Origin of the sequence: Chitinophaga sp. Ak27 (genome assembly GCF_012726295.1) — a bacterium.
In the GTDB taxonomy this organism is placed as follows: Bacteria; Bacteroidota; Bacteroidia; order Chitinophagales; family Chitinophagaceae; genus Chitinophaga.
On record NZ_JABAOB010000006.1, the window covers coordinates 227,344 to 247,806 of the forward strand.

At 44.9% G+C, this 20,463-nt stretch carries 20 protein-coding genes; 17 read left to right on the forward strand and 3 right to left on the reverse strand.

All coding sequences use genetic code 11. The features are described from left to right. The first annotated feature begins 39 nt into the window (after positions 1-39). The 14 genes from HGH90_RS20650 (at position 40) to HGH90_RS20715 (ending at position 14,465) form a co-directional block, all read left to right on the forward strand. Entirely contained in the window at positions 40-816 is a 777-nt protein-coding gene (locus tag HGH90_RS20650; protein WP_168765223.1) for an alpha/beta fold hydrolase, read from the forward strand. A 116-nt stretch (positions 817-932) separates the two neighbouring features. Then, positions 933-1,592 carry a CBS domain-containing protein gene (locus HGH90_RS20655; RefSeq protein ID WP_168765224.1) on the forward strand — a complete coding sequence of 220 codons (660 nt, stop codon included), beginning with the start codon at positions 933-935 and terminating at the stop codon, positions 1,590-1,592. Positions 1,593-1,770: 178 nt separating this feature from the next. Next, positions 1,771-3,183: a POTRA domain-containing protein gene (locus HGH90_RS20660; RefSeq protein WP_168765225.1), complete on the forward strand. Its 1,413-nt coding sequence runs from the start codon at positions 1,771-1,773 to the stop codon at positions 3,181-3,183. A 69-nt stretch (positions 3,184-3,252) separates the two neighbouring features. After that, a complete protein-coding gene (locus HGH90_RS20665) occupies positions 3,253-4,143 on the forward strand; it encodes an NAD kinase (protein ID WP_168765226.1) in 891 nt (296 codons plus the stop codon). A gap of 156 nt (positions 4,144-4,299) precedes the next feature. Beyond that, positions 4,300-5,166 (forward strand): DUF6089 family protein, encoded by an 867-nt coding sequence (locus HGH90_RS20670; RefSeq protein WP_247679926.1) that lies wholly within the window; start codon positions 4,300-4,302, stop codon positions 5,164-5,166. Between the two features lie 217 nt (positions 5,167-5,383). After that, entirely contained in the window at positions 5,384-6,145 is a 762-nt protein-coding gene (locus HGH90_RS20675) for an isoprenyl transferase (RefSeq protein WP_168765227.1), read from the forward strand. Beyond that, the gene (locus tag HGH90_RS20680; RefSeq protein ID WP_168765228.1) at positions 6,126-8,882 is read left to right on the forward strand and encodes an outer membrane protein assembly factor; all 2,757 of its coding nucleotides are present in this window, start codon (positions 6,126-6,128) and stop codon (positions 8,880-8,882) included. The genes HGH90_RS20675 and HGH90_RS20680 overlap by 20 nt, the downstream gene beginning before the upstream one ends. Before the next feature lie 66 nt (positions 8,883-8,948). Next, positions 8,949-9,464, forward strand: coding sequence for an OmpH family outer membrane protein (locus HGH90_RS20685; RefSeq protein WP_168765229.1), 516 nt, complete (start codon positions 8,949-8,951; stop codon positions 9,462-9,464). A gap of 58 nt (positions 9,465-9,522) precedes the next feature. Then, positions 9,523-10,032, forward strand: coding sequence for an OmpH family outer membrane protein (locus HGH90_RS20690; RefSeq protein ID WP_168765230.1), 510 nt, complete (start codon positions 9,523-9,525; stop codon positions 10,030-10,032). Positions 10,033-10,209: 177 nt separating this feature from the next. After that, a complete protein-coding gene (gene rpmH / locus HGH90_RS20695) occupies positions 10,210-10,365 on the forward strand; it encodes a 50S ribosomal protein L34 (protein ID WP_012788729.1) in 156 nt (51 codons plus the stop codon). 25 nt (positions 10,366-10,390) lie between these two features. Continuing rightward, positions 10,391-10,771, forward strand: coding sequence for a ribonuclease P protein component (locus HGH90_RS20700; protein WP_317166166.1), 381 nt, complete (start codon positions 10,391-10,393; stop codon positions 10,769-10,771). Positions 10,772-10,857: 86 nt separating this feature from the next. Further along, on the forward strand, positions 10,858-11,088 hold the full coding sequence (yidD, locus tag HGH90_RS20705) for a membrane protein insertion efficiency factor YidD (RefSeq protein WP_145661122.1): 231 nt from the start codon (positions 10,858-10,860) through the stop codon (positions 11,086-11,088). A gap of 50 nt (positions 11,089-11,138) precedes the next feature. Then, positions 11,139-12,812: a S41 family peptidase gene (locus HGH90_RS20710; RefSeq protein ID WP_169191806.1), complete on the forward strand. Its 1,674-nt coding sequence runs from the start codon at positions 11,139-11,141 to the stop codon at positions 12,810-12,812. A gap of 261 nt (positions 12,813-13,073) precedes the next feature. After that, the gene (locus tag HGH90_RS20715) at positions 13,074-14,465 is read left to right on the forward strand and encodes a Gfo/Idh/MocA family protein (RefSeq protein WP_145661116.1); all 1,392 of its coding nucleotides are present in this window, start codon (positions 13,074-13,076) and stop codon (positions 14,463-14,465) included. Between the two features lie 73 nt (positions 14,466-14,538). Here HGH90_RS20715 and HGH90_RS20720 read toward each other — a convergent pair whose 3' ends face one another. Further along, positions 14,539-15,147 (reverse strand): superoxide dismutase, encoded by a 609-nt coding sequence (locus HGH90_RS20720; RefSeq protein WP_168766872.1) that lies wholly within the window; start codon positions 15,145-15,147, stop codon positions 14,539-14,541. A 297-nt stretch (positions 15,148-15,444) separates the two neighbouring features. On the opposite strand from HGH90_RS20720, the gene HGH90_RS20725 reads away from it, so the two are divergent. The 3 genes from HGH90_RS20725 to HGH90_RS20735 all read left to right on the forward strand — a co-directional run bounded on the left by HGH90_RS20725 (position 15,445) and on the right by HGH90_RS20735 (position 17,786). Continuing rightward, positions 15,445-16,149 carry a LuxR C-terminal-related transcriptional regulator gene (locus HGH90_RS20725; RefSeq protein ID WP_168766873.1) on the forward strand — a complete coding sequence of 235 codons (705 nt, stop codon included), beginning with the start codon at positions 15,445-15,447 and terminating at the stop codon, positions 16,147-16,149. A gap of 287 nt (positions 16,150-16,436) precedes the next feature. Next, positions 16,437-16,652 carry a hypothetical protein gene (locus HGH90_RS20730; protein ID WP_145661108.1) on the forward strand — a complete coding sequence of 72 codons (216 nt, stop codon included), beginning with the start codon at positions 16,437-16,439 and terminating at the stop codon, positions 16,650-16,652. Positions 16,653-16,856: 204 nt separating this feature from the next. Then, positions 16,857-17,786, forward strand: coding sequence for an SPFH domain-containing protein (locus tag HGH90_RS20735; RefSeq protein WP_145661104.1), 930 nt, complete (start codon positions 16,857-16,859; stop codon positions 17,784-17,786). Position 17,787: 1 nt separating this feature from the next. On the opposite strand, the gene HGH90_RS20740 is transcribed toward HGH90_RS20735, so the two are convergent. Continuing rightward, entirely contained in the window at positions 17,788-18,225 is a 438-nt protein-coding gene (locus tag HGH90_RS20740; protein ID WP_169191807.1) for a nucleoside deaminase, read from the reverse strand. 63 nt (positions 18,226-18,288) lie between these two features. Next, positions 18,289-20,397, reverse strand: a complete 2,109-nt coding sequence (ligA, locus tag HGH90_RS20745; RefSeq protein WP_168766875.1) for an NAD-dependent DNA ligase LigA — start codon at positions 20,395-20,397, stop codon at positions 18,289-18,291. Positions 20,398-20,463: the final 66 nt, after the last annotated feature.

A 20,463-nucleotide genomic window follows, 5' to 3' on the forward strand; every position in this document is an offset into this window, starting at 1 on the left:
GAATTATTTTAGCGTAAAATTGACTTTCAAGATTTGGCAATGGATTACGAAATCAAAACACAGGGTAAGTTTAATTTTATAGAAGAAGGAGAGGGAGAGCCGCTGGTATTATTGCATGGACTTTTTGGTGCTTTGAGCAATTTCTCGCACATGATCGAATATTTCCGGCAGTATAACAAGGTTGTGATTCCGATGTTACCCCTGTATGATTTAAACATCCTGGAAACATCGGTAGGTGGATTAGCCAAATATGTGCACAAGTTTATTGAAGCCAGGGGGTACAAAAATGTGCATCTGCTGGGCAATTCACTGGGAGGCCACGTAGCATTGGTATACCTCCTCAAACATCCTGAAGCACCTGTGAAATCGCTGATCCTGACCGGCAGCTCCGGCTTGTTTGAAAACGGCATGGGCGAAACCTATCCTAAACGCGGGGATTATGAATATATCCGCAAAAAAGCAGAACTTACTTTTTACGATCCGAAAGTCGCTACCAAAGAACTGGTAGATGAAATGTTCGAAATTGTAAATAATCGCCTGAAAGTGATTAAAATTATCACCCTGGCAAAATCAGCTATCCGTCACAACCTGGGCGATGAACTGCAGGATATTAAGCAACCAACTTTACTGATCTGGGGTATGAATGATACCGTTACGCCCCCAATGGTTGGTGAAGAATTTAAAAAACTGATACCTAATTCTGAACTGCAGTTTATCGACAAATGTGGACATGCACCTATGATGGAAGTCCCTGATGAATTCAACAAAATTTTGCACGCTTTTCTGGAGAAACTGAAGCACCAGCCTGTCAGTTAAACCGGCGCTTTCCTGGCCGCTTCCGACTGTACTGAAATGTGCAGCGTTTTCGCGTACATGTAATTTCTTTTTCTGTTGGCATATTCTTTACTATTATTGTATAAGAATACACTAACATGATTGCCAGAGAACTCATATCGTCAGTACCTGCTCTGCATCCTTCCGATACAGGAGCAAAGGCGCTGCGTCTGATGAATGAATATCATCTGACGCAACTACCTATGGTAGTGGATAGCAAATACCTGGCCCTGGTGGAGGAAGACGATATCATGGATATCGAAGACCTGGACGTACCCCTGGAATCTATGGAATACAGTGGTGCCCGCCCGGCTGTCATGGAATATGCTCATCTGTTTGAGGCGCTGAAATTATTCTACGACTTTAAATTATCTGCGCTCCCGGTAGTTACCAAGGAAAACGAATACCTGGGTATCATTACCAAAGATAACCTGGTTAACGCTTTCGCTGCCTACAACGCAGTAAAGGAACCGGGAGGTATCATCGCCTTCGAAGTGGAGCCCCGCGATTTCGCGCTGAGCGAAATTGCCCGGATCGCCGAATCAAACGATGTCACCCTCCTGAGCGTAAATACCCTCAGCAACCCTGCCACAGGTAAGATGGAAGTGGTGCTGAAAACTAACCGGCAGGAATTACAGGGACTGCTGGCTACTTTCGAGCGCTTCAATTATGTAATTAAATACGTTTTTGCGGAAGAGCCGGAAGAAGAACTTCTTAAAAAGAACTACGATCTCCTGATGAACTATATCGGGATGTAGGAGCGCTAAAAGCATAAAGCTAAAAGCAAAAAAGCTATTGTGTAGAATAATCACGGCGAATTTTAAATATTCGCTAAATTCTTCTACATAATAGCTTTTTTGCTTTCCGCTTTATCCTTTCGGCTTTTTATTATATTTGACTATTGTCAACGCTTTTAAAAATTTTTACAGGACCTACATGCTGAGATGCTGTTACTGCCTGCTGGCCATGATTTGCCTGTTGGGATTGGTGTTACCCGGAACTGCTGAAGGACAATCTGTACCTGCAAAGGATAGCAGCTATCTGGTAGTGCGTAACATTGTTATACTGGGAAATAAGAAAACCCGTACCTCTGTTATCGTGCGGGAAATCAGTACGGTGCCCGGAGATACCATCTATTTCCGGGACCTGGGAGACGTGCTCGAAAGAACACGTAAACAACTGCTTAATACGTCTCTTTTTCTCAATGCCACCGCTAATGTAAAAAACTGGGAGGGCAACAATGCCGACCTGGTCTTCGAAGTGTGGGAACGTTGGTACACGTTTGCTTTTCCCATCTTTAAGCTGGCTGACCGCAATTTTAACCAGTGGTGGGTGGAAAAAAATCATAGCCTTAGCCGGGTAAATATTGGCCTCAGCGGAACCCAGGGAAATCTTACCGGACGCAACGACGAGTTGAATGCTTCCTTGCAGTTTGGGTATACCCAACGATTTGCCCTCCAGTATAATCTTCCTTACATTGATAAACATTTTCATCACGGGTTGGGTATAATCGCCATCTATAAACGTAACCGAGAAGTAAACGACAGCACCAAAGGCAATAAACAACAGTTTTTCCGCAAAGAAGATTTCCTTCGCCAGATCTACCAGGTAGGGCTGAGCTACAGCTATCGCAAGGCTATAAATACCAGGCACCAGGTATTTGTAAATTATAACTATGAGAAAGTAGCCGACTCTGTAGCAATCATCAATCCTAATTACCTCGGAAAAGGCCGTACCAGTGTAAGCTTCCTGGATATCAGCTACCGGATGACCTACATCAAAGCGGATAGCTGGGTATATCCTCTTAAAGGAATGAGTATATTAGCCGAAGTAGGAAAAAGAGGTATAGGCCCCTGGAATGATATTGATGATATTCATTTCAGGCTAAACGTAGCCAGGTATTGGGAACTACGGCCTAAAACCTTTGCAGCCCTTGGCTTCCGCGGAATGGCGAAGTTTTCAAATGAACAACCATACATCAATCAACAGGCATTGGGATATAACGATGACTACCTGAGAGGATTAGAATATTATGTGGTAGATGGTACCAGCTTCGCTATCCTGAAGTCGACACTCCGGCAGGAATTATTGTCGGTGAAAATAAAGCTGCCCATCGTACCTAAGAAATTCAGCCAGGTACCTATACGCATTTTTGCCAAAGCCTATGGCGATGCAGGTTATTCTTACAATAAATTTCCGGGCACCAGCTTCCTCAACAACCGTATGCTATATACCGGCGGGCTGGGCATCGACATCGTTTCTTTCTATGATACCTGCCTGCGGATCGAGTATAGCTTTAACCAGTTAGGGCAAAAAGGACTATTTTTACACACAAGCATAGACATGTAGTGCCCAATTGCCCTGATAGCGTTGGTCTGTCAACAGGCAGGTAACGGGCCGCTGAAAGCTTAATAAATTATGCAGGTAGCACTTTATAGCAGGGGATTTATTACTGAAGACATCGCAAACATCCGCTTATTGCTGGAGGAATTGGAGCGGGCAGAGATTGAAGCAATGATTTATGAGCCGTTTTTCCGGGTATTACAGCAACATGTCCCTTTTGAAACGACCCCGGTACTGTTTTCCAGTGCGGAGGATTTACCAGGAAAAATCGACTTCTTAATGAGTTTGGGTGGCGACGGTACGCTGCTGGACACGGTATGTTATGTTAGGGATACCAATATACCGGTGATCGGTATTAATTTTGGCCGCCTTGGATTCCTGGCGAGCATTGGTAAAGACGAAATCCATGCGCTGGTGCAGGCACTCCTGAACCGCACCTATGTGGTAGACCAGCGTTCGCTGTTGCATCTTGACGCTAATATTCCCTTATTTGGAGAAGTGCCTTATGCCCTGAACGAATTTACGATCCATAAGAAAGATACCTCGGCTATGGTAAAGATCCATACCTACCTTAATGGCGAGTTTCTCAATACTTACTGGGCAGATGGGTTAATTGTATCCACCCCCACTGGTTCTACCGGTTATTCACTGAGTTGTGGTGGCCCCATTGTATTCCCGGATGCCGGTAATTTTGTGATCACACCGGTGGCGCCCCACAATCTCAATGTGCGGCCTATTATTGTGCCCAACGACAATATCATTTCCTTTGAAGTGGAAGGGCGCAGCGACCAGTTTCTGTGTACCCTCGATAGCCGGATGGAAACAATTGACAGTACGGTGCAGCTGGCCATAAAAAAAGAACAGTTTAAACTGAGCCTGCTGCGGCTGGATGACAGCAACTTCCTGCATACCTTACGTAATAAGCTATTATGGGGTATTGATGCCCGTAATACGATTAAAATATAGAAATATAAATTATATTGCTACATTTACAAATACGTTGTCTGCTGATTGTAACACAAATTATGCCCCATGAGGACTAGGAGCGTCTCGCCAGTTAGCATAATCGTCAGCTATACATTAAATAAATCCGGCATTTTAGCGTTTAAGTAGGACTGATTTATGCTGAAATCTTTTTTATATCCTAAATATATCCTCTTTTCCCTGCTGGTAACGGCTGGTAGCTTATTTGCCGGGCGTGTTTCCGCGCAAAATGAACTGCAATATGTAGGGGAGCTGGGTTTGTCGATCGGAGGCGCCCAATACTTCGGGGACCTGAATACCCGTGGAGCACTAAATACTATTAAGCCTGCCATTGGGATCTATTACCGGAAATATATGAACGATTACGTGGGAGTGAGAGCCCATGGCCGTTTTATGCAACTCGGTTATTCGGATGTGTACAGTAAAAACGAATTTCAGAAGCTGCGCAACCTCAGTTTCAATACTAATTTATGGGAACTGTCGCTACAAGGAGATTTTAATTTCTTCCGGTTTGAACCGGGTAGTTTATATGAACGTTTTTCTCCATATCTGACAGGGGGCGCCAGCCTTTTTTATTTCAATCCATATACTTACCTGAACGGGACTAAATATTTTTTACAGCCATTGCGTACGGAGGGGCAGGGAAGTGCCCTGTATCCTGAGCGTAAGCCTTACAGCCTCGTTTCCTATGCCTGGTTAATCGGGGGTGGCTTTAAGTATAATCTCTCCAAAAAAGTAAATGTGGGGCTGGAGGCTCTTTACCGGTATACCCAAACCGATTACCTGGATGATGTAAGTACCACTTACGCAGGTCCGGCGGCATTTCCAACATTGCCTGGCGGACAGCCCACGGTGGCGGCCCAGCTGCAGGACAGATCTGGCGTTTATGGCGCCCCTATAGGGGTAACTGGCCGTCAGCGGGGTAATAGCCGGGATAAGGACCAGTTTCTGACCATTGAGCTGACCATTAGTATTCTTTTTACTTCCTATCACTGTAAATTTTAATTTACCGGGAAAATACTTTCTACGGGCAGCCATTAGATACCTGCGAACCACCCGGAAAGTTCGTCGAATTTGCTAAAATCCCCACTGGTATTGATTTCGCTGTTAAAACTACGTTAAAAGACCTTCTTGGGCTTTGCTAAAAAAGTCATTACTCTATTTTTGTATCTTTGCACCCTTTTAGAATCTGTTATAATCTGTTATAATACGCCTGACACAAATGAGTTTGAAGGATAAATTGGACTTGCAACGGTTACCACGCCATATTGCCATTATTATGGATGGAAATGGCCGTTGGGCAAAGGAGCGTGGGCAAGACAGGCTGTACGGGCACCATGAAGGGGTAGAAAGCGTGCGCAACATAGTGGAAACCTGTGCAGAACTTGGAATCGGCTATCTTACGCTATATGCATTTTCTACCGAAAACTGGGACCGCCCGGTTTATGAGGTGACTGGTATCATGGAATTGCTCGTAAACACCATCCGGCAGGAGGTGACTACGCTGTCTAAAAATAATATCCGTCTGAGCGTAATTGGCGATATGAACATGCTGCCTCCCCAAGCGCAGCGAGAAATGGAAGAGGCCATCGCCCTAACCAGCCAAAATACTGGCCTGAATCTCATTATGGCTCTTAGCTACAGTGCAAGATGGGAAATCGTGAATGCAGCCAGGAAAATTGCCCTGGATGTGAAAAATGGAGCCCTGGACCCTGCAGCTGTGACGCCTGAGGTATGGGAAAAATATCTCTGTACCACCGGCCTGCCGGACCCTGAATTAATGATTCGTACCAGTGGAGAATGCAGGATCAGTAACTTCCTACTATATCAACTGGCCTATGCGGAGCTGTACTTTACAGACACCCGCTGGCCGGATTTCCGCAATGAACATCTTTACCAGGCCATCTTAAATTACCAAACCAGAGAACGGCGCTTTGGCAAAACAAGCGAACAAATTCAGCAGAATGAAGAAATTATTTCCTAAGGGCCTACTGGCTATAGCATTATGTTGCAGTGCAGGCATACGTGTATCCGCTCAGCAGAAAGATACGGTGCCTCCAACGCAGCCACCTGCTAATCCGCCGGCAGTTGCTCCCATTAATATGGGTAATCCGCAACAGTACGAAATTGCCGAAATCACCGTTGTAGGTACCCAATACCTGGACAAATCATTACTGCTGTCGCTTTCGGGCCTCAGTGTAGGCGATAAGGTAACCTATCCGGGGGGCGATCAATTTACCAAGGCCATTCAAAGCCTCTGGTCACAACGTTTATTCGCAGATGTTACCATCTACGTAACTAAAATCGAAAACGATAAAATCTGGCTGGAAATCGGGTTAACAGAAATGCCCCGTATGTCCTCCTTCTCCTTCAAAGGAATTAAGAAAGCAGAAGCCGACGATATTACTACCAAAGCCGGTATCCGTAAAGGAACGGTAATTACCCAGGCCCTGAAACAAAATGTGATCGGCGTCGTACATAAATTCTATGCTGATAAAGGGTTTGGTAACGCTACTGTTAAAATAGAAGAGAGAGCTGATAGCTCCACCGTCAACTCCCGCCACGTAGTGTTCAACGTAACCAAAGGGAGTAAGGTACGTACCGAAAATATCAATATCGTAGGTAACTATAATGTAGCAGATAGTAAGATCAAGAAAAGAATGAAGGGTACGAAAGAGCGTTCCCGCTTTACCCTTCATCCGGATATTGAACATGTATACGTTGACTCACTGGCCCAGGAAGATGACTTCTGGCAAACCTATGGCTTCCTCCAGCCCACAAGGGCGCTGGAAAAGCTGGATCCCTATTTCCGCTTTAAACTCTTCAGCTCTGCTAAGTTTAATGAAAATAAATACCTGGAAGATAAAGGTAAAGTAGTAAGTCTCTATAACTCCAAAGGTTATCGCGATGCGGTAATCGTAAGAGATACCGTTTATAAAACCCGTTCTCAGAATCTGAATATTGATATGCAGATCTCTGAGGGTAAAAAATATTATTTCGGGGATATCACCTGGAAAGGTAATACCCGTTATTCCGACTCAGTGTTAACGCGCCTCCTGGGTATTAAGAAGGGAGATGTGTATAACCTGGAGTTGCTGGAAAAAAGAATCGGTAAGCAGATGTCACAGGAAGGCGGCGATATCAGTGGCTACTACATGGATTATGGCTACCTGTTTTTCCAGATCGACCCGGTAGAAATTGGTATCCGTGGTGATACCATCGACTACGAAATCCGTTTGCGTGAAGGTCCGCAGGCAACGATCAAGGAAGTACGCATTGCCGGTAACGAAAAAACCAATGAACACGTTATCCGCCGTGAGCTGCGCACCATTCCCGGTGAAAAATTCAGCCGTACAGACCTGATCCGTTCTAACCGTGAAATTGCCAACCTCGGCTTCTTCAACCCGGAAAAGATCGGAATGAACCCGGTACCTAATGTGCAGGATGGTACAGTGGACATTGACTATACAGTAGAAGAAAAAGCCAACGACCAGCTGGAATTATCCGCCGGTTGGGGTGGATATATCGGTTTAACCGGTACACTCGGGGTTACGTTTAACAACTTCTCCCTTCGCAACATCTTCAGGAAAGAAACCTGGGATCCGTTACCAAGTGGAGATGGCCAGAAATTATCTGTGCGTGTATCTTCCAATGGTAAGGCCTACCGTTCTTATAACTTCTCTTTCACTGAGCCGTGGCTGGGTGGTAAGAAAAGAAACCAGTTTTCTGTGAGCTTCTATAGCAGTTACCAGAATCCATATGCCTATAGTAACTATTACAAGCTGCCCGGAGATACCAGCACGTCTGTAGATGGTCACTTTAAGGTATTGGGAGCTTCCGTATCCCTGGGTAAACAATTGAAATGGCCGGATGACTATTTCACCCTGATTTACTCGCTGAACTACCAGCAGTACAAACTGAAGAACTATAACTACTTTGGTATTGCCGGATTTGAGAACGGTACATCCAACAACGTCAACGTAAAGCTTACGCTGGCGCGCTCTTCTGTGGATCAGCAGATATTCCCGCGCAGTGGTTCCAACTTTATGCTGTCTGCCCAGTACACGCCGCCTTACTCCCTGTTTAATCCTGACAAGGACTACAGCAAGGAGCCGGCATCCAAACAATTTAACTTCATTGAGTACCAGAAGTATCGCTTCAATGCAGAATGGTATGTGCCATTAAGCCGTCCGATGGGTAGCGATAATAAGACGTTTGTATTGAAAGTAGCCGCTAAATTTGGTTATATTGGACGTTATAATAACCGTACTACGTTGTCGCCGTTTGGCCGGTTTGAGTTGGGTGGTGATGGTCTGAGTAACTTCGCTATTTATGATCGTGATATCATTTCCCAGAGAGGGTATCCGGTGTATTATACTTCCGATCCGAGCGTGAATCCTGAAAATGGCCAGCCAGCGAACTATTCCGGGTTTACAGTATTTAACAAATTCGTAATGGAGTTGCGTTATCCATTCAGCCTGAACCCAAGTTCTACCATCTTTGGGTTGGCATTCCTGGAGGCAGCCAATGGTTATAAGGATCTGAATGAGTACAATCCGTTCAGGCTGCGTAGATCTGCCGGTATCGGTATGCGTTTCTACCTGCCTATGTTTGGATTGCTTGGATTTGACTATGGTATTGGGTTCGACCGTCTTACACCCGGAGGTGGCCTGAAGGATGCTGCTAAGTTTACCTTTATGCTCGGTTTCGAACCAGAATAATGTGAAAATAAATTATATATTGCAAGTTTAACCGTTGTTTTGGTTTTGCAAAAAATCCATTGTAGCATGAAAAAAATATTTATTACGGCCGCTATAATATTGGCTATGGGCGGTGCAGCAAGTGCACAGCGCTATTGTGTGATAGATACAAAGTATATACTGGAGAGTATTCCTGAGTATAAGGACTCCCAGAAGAAACTGGATGCCGTTGCTGACCAATGGCAGAAGGAGATTGACGCCAAGTTCCAGGAAGTGGATAAGATGTATAAGTCTTACCAGGCGGAGCAGGTGATGCTGACAGAAGAATTAAAGCGTAAAAGAGAAGACGAGATCGTAGCCAGAGAAAAAGAGGCAAAGGATTTGCAGAAGAAGCGTTTCGGTTACGAGGGCGATCTTTTCAAGAAGCGGGAGGAATTGGTAAAACCTATCCAGGACAGGATTTACAATGCTGTACAGAAGCTGTCTGCCAGCAGGATGTACGACTTTGTACTGGATAAGGCGAGCGGAGCTACTGTTATATTCTATGATCCCAAGATTGATAAGAGCGAAGAGATCTTAAAGTCTCTCGGAGTGAAGAAGTAAGGCGTATACCTATTTTTTAACTATAAGTATTTAAATTTTTTTAAACACAGACAACATCATGAAGAAGTACGTAATTATTGCTTTTGTGGCGGTTACCGGTTTGTTCAGCGTGAATGCAATGGCACAATCCAAAGTAGCGCATATCAATGCACAGGCACTGGTGGCCAGCATGCCAGAAGCTAAAAAGGCAGAAACTGATTTGCAGACTTATGCACAGAGCCTGGAAGCTGATGGTAAAGCGCTGGTAGACGAGTATACTAAGAAAATGAAGGAATTTGATGACAAGGCGGCTACAATGACCGACAACATAAAAGAAATCAAAGGTCGTGAAATCCAGGATGCACAGAAACGTATCCAGGACTACCGTGAAGCAGCTGAACAGAAAGTACAGGCTAAACAGTCTGAGCTCCTGAAACCTATCTACGATAAAGCCCGTAAAGCGATCGAAGATGTGGCAAAAGAAAAAGGTTATGGTTATGTAATCGACAGTTCTTCTGGTATGTTGCTGGTTTCTCCTGCAGCAGATGATATCCTGGCCCCTGTAAAGGTTAAACTGGGTATTAAATAATTTAATTTTTTAATATTAAAGGTGGAATGTGGTGAAAACTGCATTCCACCTTTACATTTAAGAATTCGTATTTTAATTTTACTTTTCAAATATTTTCTGCTACCTTTGCCTTCCGTTTTAAAAAACAATCCTTTAATCCGGGACTTTTAGTAGTACAGGTAAAAACAAAAAAAAGAAATGAAACGTACTTTTCAACCGCATAACAGACGCAGAAAGAGCGTTCACGGCTTCAGAAAGAGAATGGAAACTGCTAATGGCCGTAAGGTATTGGCTTCCCGTAGAGCAAAAGGTCGTAAGAAGCTGACTGTTTCCGACGAGCGTAAGCTGAAATAATTATAGTAGCTAAATACTATTTGCCATAAAAACTTATTCTTTTAGCAAGGAAGAAAGGTTAAAAAGCAGAAAACTTATTGAAACGCTTTTTCGTGAAGGAAAAGCGTTTTCTGTTTTTCCATACCGCGTGGTTTACATGCCCCTTAAAACGCCATGTAAATACCCCGTGCAGGTAGGTTTTAGCGCTACTACCCGCAGATTCCCCCATGCGGTAGATCGTAACCGCATCAAACGCCTGGGGCGCGAAGCCTGGCGCCTCCAGAAGCATACATTATACGACCATCTCCGGTTACACTCGCAGCAGCTCGCTGTTTTCCTCATCTATACCGACAAAAAAATAGCCGATTTTTCGACCCTGCAAGACAAAATTTCAGTAATTTTAAAGAAGTTGCAAAACAGCATTTAGCCTTTAGCGGTTAGCTTTCCGGCTGATTGCAACCTGTTAGTCAAATACTTTTTTAATGGCTACAAGCTGACCGCAAAAAGTTGATTATGAATCGTGTAGTTCGCTGGTTGAGTTATCCTTTTATCCTCCTGATAAAAATCTATCAATGGTTTATCTCGCCCCTGTTGGGCAGTAAATGCCGCTATACGCCCACCTGCTCACAGTATGGGTTGGAAGCATTTAAAAAATATGGACCTTTCAAAGGCGGCTATCTCACCATAAAGCGTATCTTGTCCTGCCATCCCTGGGGTGGTCACGGATATGATCCGGTACCCTGAGTAAGGCTGCCGGCCGCCAACTTTATCACTCATCTTATATACTCTGCTGCATGCGTGCATTTTTTAATAGGAAAAAGAAGCTGATAACCGCCCTGTTGTTGATTATCATCGCAGCCGGCGTTTTTGCTTTTAATGAAAATGATAAATACTTCCAGATCGCTAAAAACCTGGACATCTTCGCTGCTTTTTACCGGGAGCTGAATACCTATTATGTAGATGATCTGCCCCCCGAAAAAATAATGCATAAAGGCATTGAAGCCATGTTGGAAGAAACAGACCCTTTCACGGATTTTGTTTCAGAAGAAAACCTGGATGACCTCAAGTTTATGGCCACAGGCAAGTATGGCGGCGTAGGTGCTTCAATCAATACCAACGGTGACTGGACCACCATTACTGACGTATATGAAGGCAGTCCGATGGACAAAGCAGGCGTAAAGCCCGGTGATATTATTGTGAGCATGGATGGCAAATCTGTGAAGAATGTAGCCCAGGAAGAAATCAGCCGACAACTGAAAGGAGCGGCCGGTACTTCGCTCGACATGGTATTCCGTAATCCTTTGACTGGCGTGGAAACACCCAGGAAAATAGTACGGGAAGAAATCAATGTAAAGCCTGTTAGCTATGCAGGGATCGTGAAAAACGATATTGGCTATATCAAGATGACGCAGTTTACCGAAAACAGCGGCGCCATGGTACGTAAGTCGGTAGAACAGCTGAAACAGTCCAACCCGGGCCTGAAAGGAATTATCCTGGACCTTCGCAGCAATCCTGGTGGATTACTGGATGAAGCCGTGATAGTAGCTAATATTTTCGTGGATAAAAACAGGCTGATTGTAAGCACCCGGGGCAAGGTAAAGAATTGGGACCGGAGCTATGAAACCACCGACCAGCCAGTAGATGTACATCTCCCACTGACCGTGCTCACCAATCATTCTTCTGCTTCCGCTTCTGAAATAGTGGCCGGTAGTATGCAGGACCTGGACCGTGGCGTGGTAATAGGACAGCGCTCTTACGGTAAAGGCCTGGTACAAACTACCCGCCAACTTCCCTACAATACCAAATTAAAGGTCACTACCGCGCGATACTATACTCCCAGCGGACGTTGCATACAGGCCATTGACTACTCACACCGCAATGATGATGGTAGCGTGGATTATGTACCTGATTCCCTGCGTAAATCATTTACAACCGCCGGAGGCCGCGCTGTAAAAGATGGAGGAGGCATTGAGCCAGACGCCAAGGTAGATCCCTCTTATATCAGCCAGGTAGCGATTACACTGCTCCGTAAGCAATTTATCTTCGACTACGCTACTACCTATTATTACAGTCACCCGAAAATAACGGCGCCCGCCGCATTTTCACTGAGTGATGCTGAATTTGCCGACTTTGAACGTTATCTCGAGAATAAAGATTACAGCTACAAAACCCGTAGTGAGGAGGCGCTGGATTCTTTCAAAAGCACTGCCAGGAAAGAAAAGTACTATGATGCCATTGCTAACGAGCTGGAAACGCTCGAAGCAAAAATGAAGCATGATAAAAAGCAGGACCTGTTGAAGAATAAAACAGAAATAAAACGTTTGCTGGAAGAAGAAATTGTAAATCGTTATTACCTGCAGAAAGGGCGTATTGCGAGGTCGCTGGAATGGGATAACGAAGTGAATACCGCGGCAGACATCCTGCATAACCAGGCTAAATATAAACAGTTGCTGACTATCGCAAGGTAATGATGGTATACACCTTTGAAAAAGCTGTTGTAATTCCCTTACAGGCGAAATAGATACTTATTACCATATGTTGGGGCTGGCCACTGGCCGGCCCTTTTTGTTGGCGTTTGCTGCCTGTGACAGCCCGGAAGATTATTTATCTTCCATTATTTAATTACTAGAACTGTTTTTCTTAAATTATGAATTCCGATTTATTGTTTATATTTTGAGAATCTCAGTGAATAATAAACCGTTATCATTTTTCAACCTAAAAGGGTAATCATGCCAGTAAATTCCAATGAAGCTTCCCGCAGGAGCTTTATCAGCAAAGTTGCAAAGGGGGTAGTAGGAGCTTCCCTGCTGCCCAATATTCTAACCGCTGCAGACAAGAAAAGAAATATTGAGTCACTTTCCCGCCTCAAGGAGAAATATAGCGCCAATGATCAGATCCAGGTAGCATTGATAGGCGCCGGGGGAATGGGTACGGCCGATGCAAATACAGCCATTACCGTTCCTGGTGTAAAGCTGGTAGCTGCCTGCGACCTGTACGATGGCCGTTTGGCGGATGCTAAAAAGAAATGGGGAAATGACATTTATACTACCCGTAGCTACCAGGAAATCCTGGAGCGTAAAGACATTGATGCCGTTATCATTGCGGTGCCGGACTTCTGGCATAAGGATATCTCAGTAGCCGCCATGAATAAAGGGAAGTCGGTATACTGCGAGAAACCAATGGTACATGATATCAGTGAAGCTCCTGCCGTAGTGGAAGCGCAGCAACGCAATGGAAAAGTGGTTTACCAGGTAGGCAGCCAGGGTATGAGCTCCCTGGGAAATGAAAAGGCGCGCCAGCTTCTGAAAGATGGCGCCATTGGTAAACTCAACTATGCAGAAGGTTTCTGGGCACGTATGTCGCCCACCGGCGCATGGCAATATCCTATTCCTGCAGATGCTTCTACCAAAACAGTAGATTGGGAGGCTTATCTCAAGAACGCGCCCAAGCGTGCTTTTGACCCACTGCGCTTTTTCCGCTGGCGCAATTACCGCGATTATGGTACCGGCGTTTCCGGCGATTTATTCGTGCACCTGTTCTCAAGCCTGCACCTGGTAACCGGTTCCCTCGGTCCAAATAAAATAATGGCTACCGGTGGCCTACGTTATTGGAAAGATGGCAGGGAAGTACCGGATGTTATGCTGGGTATGTTTGATTACCCGGAAACAGAAATACACCCGGCCTTTAACCTGTCGCTCCGTGTAAATTTTGTGGATGGTACCGGTGGTACCAACTACTTGCGTATGGTGGGTAGCGAAGGATCTATGACGGTAGAATGGGACAAAGTAACCTTATACCGTAATAGCGTACACGTAGATGAAAATGACCCGTTAGCGGCTGCCAACGCGGCTGCATCCAATACCGGAAAATCGTATGCCTATCACCGTGCCGATATATTGCCGCAGGAGAAAATGGAGTATGAGGCAGAGAAAGGGTATAAGGGAGCCCATTTTGACCACTTCTACAACCTGTTCAACGCCATGCGTACAGGTGGTAAAGTAGCGGAAGATCCTACGTTTGGTTTCCGTGCAGCGGCTCCGGCATTACTGTGTAATGAAAGCTACTTCGATAATAAGATCATCCACTGGGATCCGAAAAATCTGAAATTGGTAAATAAGTAATTCCTGGACTATAAAGGAAAAGGCCCCGCGTTACAACGCGGGGCCTTTTCCTTTATAGCTATTGGCTTAGTGCTTATTTGACAGCTGCTTCATAGCGTTTGCTGATAGCGTTCCAGTCAATTACATTCCAGAATGCTTTCAGGTATTCCGGACGGCGGTTTTGGTACTTCAGGTAGTACGCGTGTTCCCATACGTCTACACCGAGGATGGGTGTACCTTTTACTTCAGCTACATCCATCAGCGGGTTATCCTGGTTAGGAGTAGAAGTAACTTCCAGTTTACCGTCTTTTACCAGCAGCCAGGCCCAACCAGAACCGAAGCGGGTAATGCCGGCGTTCGTGAATTTTTCCTGGAAGGCTTCGAAAGAGCCAAAAGTACTGTTGATAGCATCAGCCAGTTTGCCGGTTGGAGCGCCGCCTGCGTTTGGAGCGAGGCTTGTCCAGAAGAAACTGTGATTCCAGTGACCACCACCATTGTTTCTTACAGCCGGGCTGATTTTACCAGCGTTGGCAATCAGCTCTTCTAATGATTTGTTCTCATTTTCTGTACCTGCAATTGCCTTGTTCAGATTATCTACGTAAGCCTGGTGGTGCTTACCATGGTGAATTTCCATTGTCAGTTTATCGAAATTCGGCTCTAACGCATCAGTTGCGTAGGGTAAGCTCGGAAGTGTAAATGCCATAACTCAAAGTTTTATGGGTTTGAAAATATGATTTCTTGATAGTCGCCAAATTTACTGCCAATCCGTTAAAATTTAGCCATTTAATTATTTACTTATTTAGATATTTAGGTTAAGTAATCGCGTCTGGTTGAAAAACCGGGCAACTAAGGCGCGAAATCCCGAAGCGAGTCGGAAAAGCGGACTTGATCATATGGGAAATTATTTTAAATTTACGGGTAGTCGGTTTAACAAGACATCCCATAGGCATCTTAGCGTGCCCGGTTGTTGTTTACCTATTGTTTGTTTAAAACGTATAGTATGCAGACAGGCTCGGATACAGGGCAAAGTTTTTCCCTCAATGTTTTGCAAAAGGAAAATGAGCAATTAAGAAATCGTATACATTGGCTGGAAAGTATTCTACATCATGTGCCTGCCATGATTTACAGTTACGATAACAATAACAAATCTGTCACCTGGTGCAACGATAGGCTGGCGGAAACAGTGGGCTTCACCCCTGCTGAAATGACCGGTATGGGCATGGAGTTTTTCCGGCATATCATGCACCCTGACGATTTTAAACTGGCGGCGGTAGCCCAGCAATCTTTCCTCAATAACAAAGAGCAGTTTGGAGGGCTGGCCCGTATACGGAAAAAAGGAGAGGTAGATTACCGCTGGCTATTGGGATTAGAGGTGCCTTTTACCCATGATAAAAATGGCAGGGTGGTAGAAATCATCTGTGCTTTCCTCGATCTTACTAATGCTATTGATACCAATGTACAACTGTCGGAAGCGCTGAATGCCATTATGCGCCGCCAACATGAAAGCCTGTTTAATAAACTTACCTCCCGGGAGAAAGATGTATTGGCTATGGCCGTGAAAGGCCTGAATAACAAGGAGATTGCACATTCGTTGAACCTTAGCCGTTATACCGTTGAAACGCATCGTAAGAATATCCGCCTGAAACTGAAAGTCCGCAATACTTCTGAACTGATTACTATTGCCCGAAAGATTGGATTTGAATAAGCGGCTAAAAAAAGTATTAGTGTTGCCTGCTGCTGAAATACCGGTTTACCCATTGTTAACTTCTATGCCTGCAGAAAAAGAGCACCGTAATTATTAAACTGTATTTAATTGGTAATCAGTATTCAAAATGAGAAGAAAGTTGCTAAAAGTTTGCTAAAAAAATCACATTTTGGGAAAAATACCCAATCTTGGGTATTTGCTCGTCTTTTAAACTCCACTAATTTAGTGAATTAAATATTACGTATGTTATTTAAACATCCGATATGATTACTAGCTGAAACACCCCTATGACTATGATAACCGAGGAAAGAGCCTTTAATATTTTACAACTGGAGGATACCGCTACGGCGGAGGAAATTGTGGCCCGTTACGAAGTACTGAAAGATCAATACAGGAGAATAAAAGACGAAACAGAAGATTTGAGAACACGGTTGGCCTACCAGTTAAAACAAATAGAGTTAGACGACGTATTTATATATTTCAGAAGAAGACAAAGAATATAGAAAGAGAGCACGAACTAAGCTTTTTGTAATATTCATTCGTTGTGTTTTTAAGCTCAGTGGCTCATCCATTGTTTCTTCTTTTTTTTGTCGTTACGCTACAAGATAAATCTGCCTGTGTATGTGATAGGAAATCTATGCCTGTCCTCCCCATTGACTTTATTTTGCTATATTTAGGTGCTTAAACCCTACCTAAACAATCGCTCTATGAATGTTATCTGGATTATTCTGTTGGTATTGGCTGCTGTAGTCATACTTTCCAGCTTTGTTACCGTTCAACAGGGAAACATCGCCATCACCACCATTTTCGGGAAGTACAACCGGGTGCTTTTTCCCGGATTGAACTTTAAGATACCCATCATTGAAAAAGTTTTCAAGAAAATATCTGTTCAGAACCGGTCAGTAGAACTGGAATTCCAGGCCATCACTATTGACCAGGCCAACGTTTATTTTAAAGCCATGCTCTTATATGCAGTATGGAACCAGGAAGAAGAAACGCTGAAAAATGTGGCGTTTAAATTCATGGATGAAAGAAGTTTCATGCAGGCGCTGGTACGTACTATTGAAGGCTCTATCCGTGGATTTGTAGCTACTAAAAGACAGGCAGAAGTACTGGGATTACGTAAGGACATTACGGAGCATGTAAAGGAACAGATCGACAAAACCCTGGAAGAATGGGGTTTTCACCTGTTAGACCTTCAAATGAATGACATCACTTTTGATGAGGTGATCATGAAATCCATGGCCCAGGTGGTCGCCTCCAATAACCTGAAAGCTGCGGCAGAAAACGAAGGGCAGGCATTACTGATTACAAAGACAAAGGCTGCCGAAGCAGATGGTAATGCCATCAAGATTGCTGCCGAAGCAGAACGCCAGGCTGCCCAGCTGCGTGGTATGGGCGTGGCCCTGTTCAGGGAAGAGGTAGCAAAAGGTATGACGATGGCCGCCAAAGAGATGCAGCAGGCTAACCTGGATACCTCTGTTATCTTATTCTCCATGTGGACAGAAGCCATTAAGCACTTTGCAGAAAATTCAAAAGGCAACGTTATCTTCCTGGATGGCTCTTCCGAAGGGATGGACCATACCATGAAACAGATGATGGGACTGAATAAAATAACGGAGGCGGCAAAAAAATAATTTATCTCCTTTGTTCAAAGAACGTTTTCATCAACTGTAAACTTTCTTCGCGGCACGGACCGGCTTCCAGTTTTGTTTTAGGATGAAACGGGGACCGGTCGCCGGTAGCCCGGCGGTAGCTGTTCTTATCATCCGCTGCAGCATATACAATCCTGCCAATCTTACTCCAGTAAAGGGCGCCCGCACACATCAGGCAAGGTTCTACTGTTACGTATAGCGTTGCATCCATTAAATATTTACTTCCCAGCGTATTGAATGCCGCAGTCAATGCTATCATTTCAGCATGGGCAGTGCAATCATTCAATCGTTCTACATGATTATATCCCCGGCCAATAATGCGATTGTTCATTACTACTACTGCTCCAATGGGAACTTCCCCTTCTTCAAAGGCCTTCCGGGCCTCCTGCAGGGCCTGTCGCATAAAATGTTCATCGGTCATATCACTTGCTCATTAGCTGTCAATAGCAACACCTGCCGGCAACAGCAGGCGTTGCAGGTATGATTATTTGTTGATCAGCACGAGAAACTCGTCTTCTGTCAATATTTTGATGGTATTTATTTTTTTGGCTTTTTCCAGTTTACTGCCAGCCTCTTCGCCTACTACCAGGTAGTTGAGTTTACTGCTTACGCCACTCACTATTTTACCGCCTTCCTGCTCTACCAGCTCTTCAGCTTCACTGCGTTTCAGTTTATGAAGGGTGCCGGTAAATAAAAACGTTTGCCCATTGAGGTTACCCGATGTCACCGTCGATTTTTTGGTGTTTTCCATGTTAATCCCCAGTGAAGCAAGTTTATGTAACATGGCTATATTATCGGCATTGGCAAAAAATGAACGGATAGATCCGGCTACTTTAGGCCCTATATCTTCCAACGCTAGTATTTGTTCCTCCGTCCAATGCTGGAGGTCCATAATATTGATCACTGCATTGGCCAGTGTTTTGGCGGTGGTTTCGCCTACATAACGTATGCCCAGCCCGAATATCAACCGGTGCAGCGGCTGCGTTTTAGATTGTTCTATAGCGGATTGCAGGTTGGTGAGGGACTTTTTACCAAATCCTTCCATGGCGGCAATCTTCCCGAAGTCGAGTTCATAGATGCCGGGGATATCATGCATCAGGCCGGCTGCAAAGAATTTGCGCACATTGCTTTCTCCAAAGCTCTTGATATCCATGGCGTCTTTACTCACAAAATGTATCATTCTTTCTACCACCTGTGCTTCACAGTTGATATTGGTACAACGCCATACACTTTCTTCTGCCGGCTTTACCAGTTTATCGCCGCATACCGGGCAATGGGTAGGGAATACAATTTCCCGCTCGCTGCCATCCCTCAGGTCAGCTACCGATTTTACGATATAAGGGATTACATCGCCGGCTCTTTCTACCAGCACTGTGTCGCCCAGTTTCAGGTCTTTTTCTTTGATCACTTCTTCATTAAAAAGAGAAATAGATCCTACCGTAACGCCACCAATAGGTACCGGGTCAATTTTAGCAACAGGGGTAATAGAACCGGTACGGCCTACCTGGAATTCCACGCTACGCAGCTTACTGGTGGCCTGCCTTGCTTTAAATTTATAGGCAATGGCCCAGCGGGGATGATGGGTGGTCATACCCAATTCATCCTGGAGATCATAGTCATTGACTTTGATCACCATACCATCAATTTCGTAGGGGAGATTATCACGCTCTGTTTCAAAGAAAAGGCAATAGTCGATCACTGCCTGTATACCTTTTACCACTTTTTTTTCTTTGGCGGGGCTGCGGAAGCCCAATGTTGACAATAGCTCCAGCGTCCCGCTGTGTGTTTGCAGCGCGGCCGGTTCCTGTTGCCCGGGGTTCATGGTATGGTAGCTCATATGATACAGAAACGCTTCCAGCCCGCGTTTAGCTACTTCGTTGGGATCTACCATGCGCAGGGAGCCGGAAGCGGCATTGCGCGGATTGGCCAGTGGTGGCAAGTTTTCGGCAATGCGTTTATCATTGAAAGCTTTAAAGGTGTTTTTATTGATCAACACTTCTCCGCGGATCTCGATTTGATGAATCCCATATTTGGAGAAGCTGGCGGATAGTGGAATGGAGCGGATCTGCTTTATGTTGGTGGTGATATCCTCACCGGCTACGCCATCGCCGCGGGTGGCGCCGCGGGTAAGTCGGTCGTCTTCATATATCAGGGAGATACTGGCGCCATCGAACTTGGGTTCTATACAATATTCAATTTCGGCCAGGCCTGCACTTTCCCGGGCTTTACGGTCCCAGTCGAGCAGATCATCTGCATTATAGGAGTTTTCCAGGCTGAGCATGGGTACCAGGTGAGGCACCGTTACAAATTCCTTGGTAAGCCCCAGGGCCACCCGTTGGGTGGGAGAGTCGGCACTGATCAGGTGTGGGTTCTCCTGTTCCAGCTTCTTTAACCAGGCAAATAGCTGGTCATACTCATAATCACTGATAACAGGTTCGCTTTGCACATAATAACGCCAGTCGTTGTAAGCGATCACGCGGCGTAAAGCTTCCAGGGTATTGTCAACGGAATCCAGCAGCCGTTGTTGCTGCAAGTGGCTTAGCAGGTCTTTGGCCAACTGCGCCAGGGTTATTTCTATCTCCTTTGTGTACATAATGTATGATACTGAAACGTAAATTTAAACTTATCTTTCAGGATAGGGATAGCTGTTCAAAAAATT

What these genes read in the sequence shown, in the direction of transcription:
- HGH90_RS20650 (WP_168765223.1), top strand. Translation starts at nt 40, where the DNA reads ATGGATTACGAAATCAAAACACAGGGTAAGTTTAATTTTATAGAAGAA.
- HGH90_RS20655 (WP_168765224.1), top strand. Translation starts at nt 933, where the DNA reads ATGATTGCCAGAGAACTCATATCGTCAGTACCTGCTCTGCATCCTTCC.
- HGH90_RS20660 (WP_168765225.1), top strand. Translation starts at nt 1,771, where the DNA reads ATGCTGAGATGCTGTTACTGCCTGCTGGCCATGATTTGCCTGTTGGGA.
- HGH90_RS20665 (WP_168765226.1), top strand. Translation starts at nt 3,253, where the DNA reads ATGCAGGTAGCACTTTATAGCAGGGGATTTATTACTGAAGACATCGCA.
- HGH90_RS20670 (WP_247679926.1), top strand. Translation starts at nt 4,300, where the DNA reads ATGCTGAAATCTTTTTTATATCCTAAATATATCCTCTTTTCCCTGCTG.
- HGH90_RS20675 (WP_168765227.1), top strand. Translation starts at nt 5,384, where the DNA reads ATGAGTTTGAAGGATAAATTGGACTTGCAACGGTTACCACGCCATATT.
- HGH90_RS20680 (WP_168765228.1), top strand. Translation starts at nt 6,126, where the DNA reads ATGAAGAAATTATTTCCTAAGGGCCTACTGGCTATAGCATTATGTTGC.
- HGH90_RS20685 (WP_168765229.1), top strand. Translation starts at nt 8,949, where the DNA reads ATGAAAAAAATATTTATTACGGCCGCTATAATATTGGCTATGGGCGGT.
- HGH90_RS20690 (WP_168765230.1), top strand. Translation starts at nt 9,523, where the DNA reads ATGAAGAAGTACGTAATTATTGCTTTTGTGGCGGTTACCGGTTTGTTC.
- rpmH (WP_012788729.1), top strand. Translation starts at nt 10,210, where the DNA reads ATGAAACGTACTTTTCAACCGCATAACAGACGCAGAAAGAGCGTTCAC.
- yidD (WP_145661122.1), top strand. Translation starts at nt 10,858, where the DNA reads ATGAATCGTGTAGTTCGCTGGTTGAGTTATCCTTTTATCCTCCTGATA.
- HGH90_RS20710 (WP_169191806.1), top strand. Translation starts at nt 11,139, where the DNA reads ATGCGTGCATTTTTTAATAGGAAAAAGAAGCTGATAACCGCCCTGTTG.
- HGH90_RS20715 (WP_145661116.1), top strand. Translation starts at nt 13,074, where the DNA reads ATGCCAGTAAATTCCAATGAAGCTTCCCGCAGGAGCTTTATCAGCAAA.
- HGH90_RS20720 (WP_168766872.1), bottom strand. Translation starts at nt 15,147, where the DNA reads ATGGCATTTACACTTCCGAGCTTACCCTACGCAACTGATGCGTTAGAG.
- HGH90_RS20725 (WP_168766873.1), top strand. Translation starts at nt 15,445, where the DNA reads ATGCAGACAGGCTCGGATACAGGGCAAAGTTTTTCCCTCAATGTTTTG.
- HGH90_RS20730 (WP_145661108.1), top strand. Translation starts at nt 16,437, where the DNA reads ATGACTATGATAACCGAGGAAAGAGCCTTTAATATTTTACAACTGGAG.
- HGH90_RS20735 (WP_145661104.1), top strand. Translation starts at nt 16,857, where the DNA reads ATGAATGTTATCTGGATTATTCTGTTGGTATTGGCTGCTGTAGTCATA.
- HGH90_RS20740 (WP_169191807.1), bottom strand. Translation starts at nt 18,225, where the DNA reads ATGACCGATGAACATTTTATGCGACAGGCCCTGCAGGAGGCCCGGAAG.
- ligA (WP_168766875.1), bottom strand. Translation starts at nt 20,397, where the DNA reads ATGTACACAAAGGAGATAGAAATAACCCTGGCGCAGTTGGCCAAAGAC.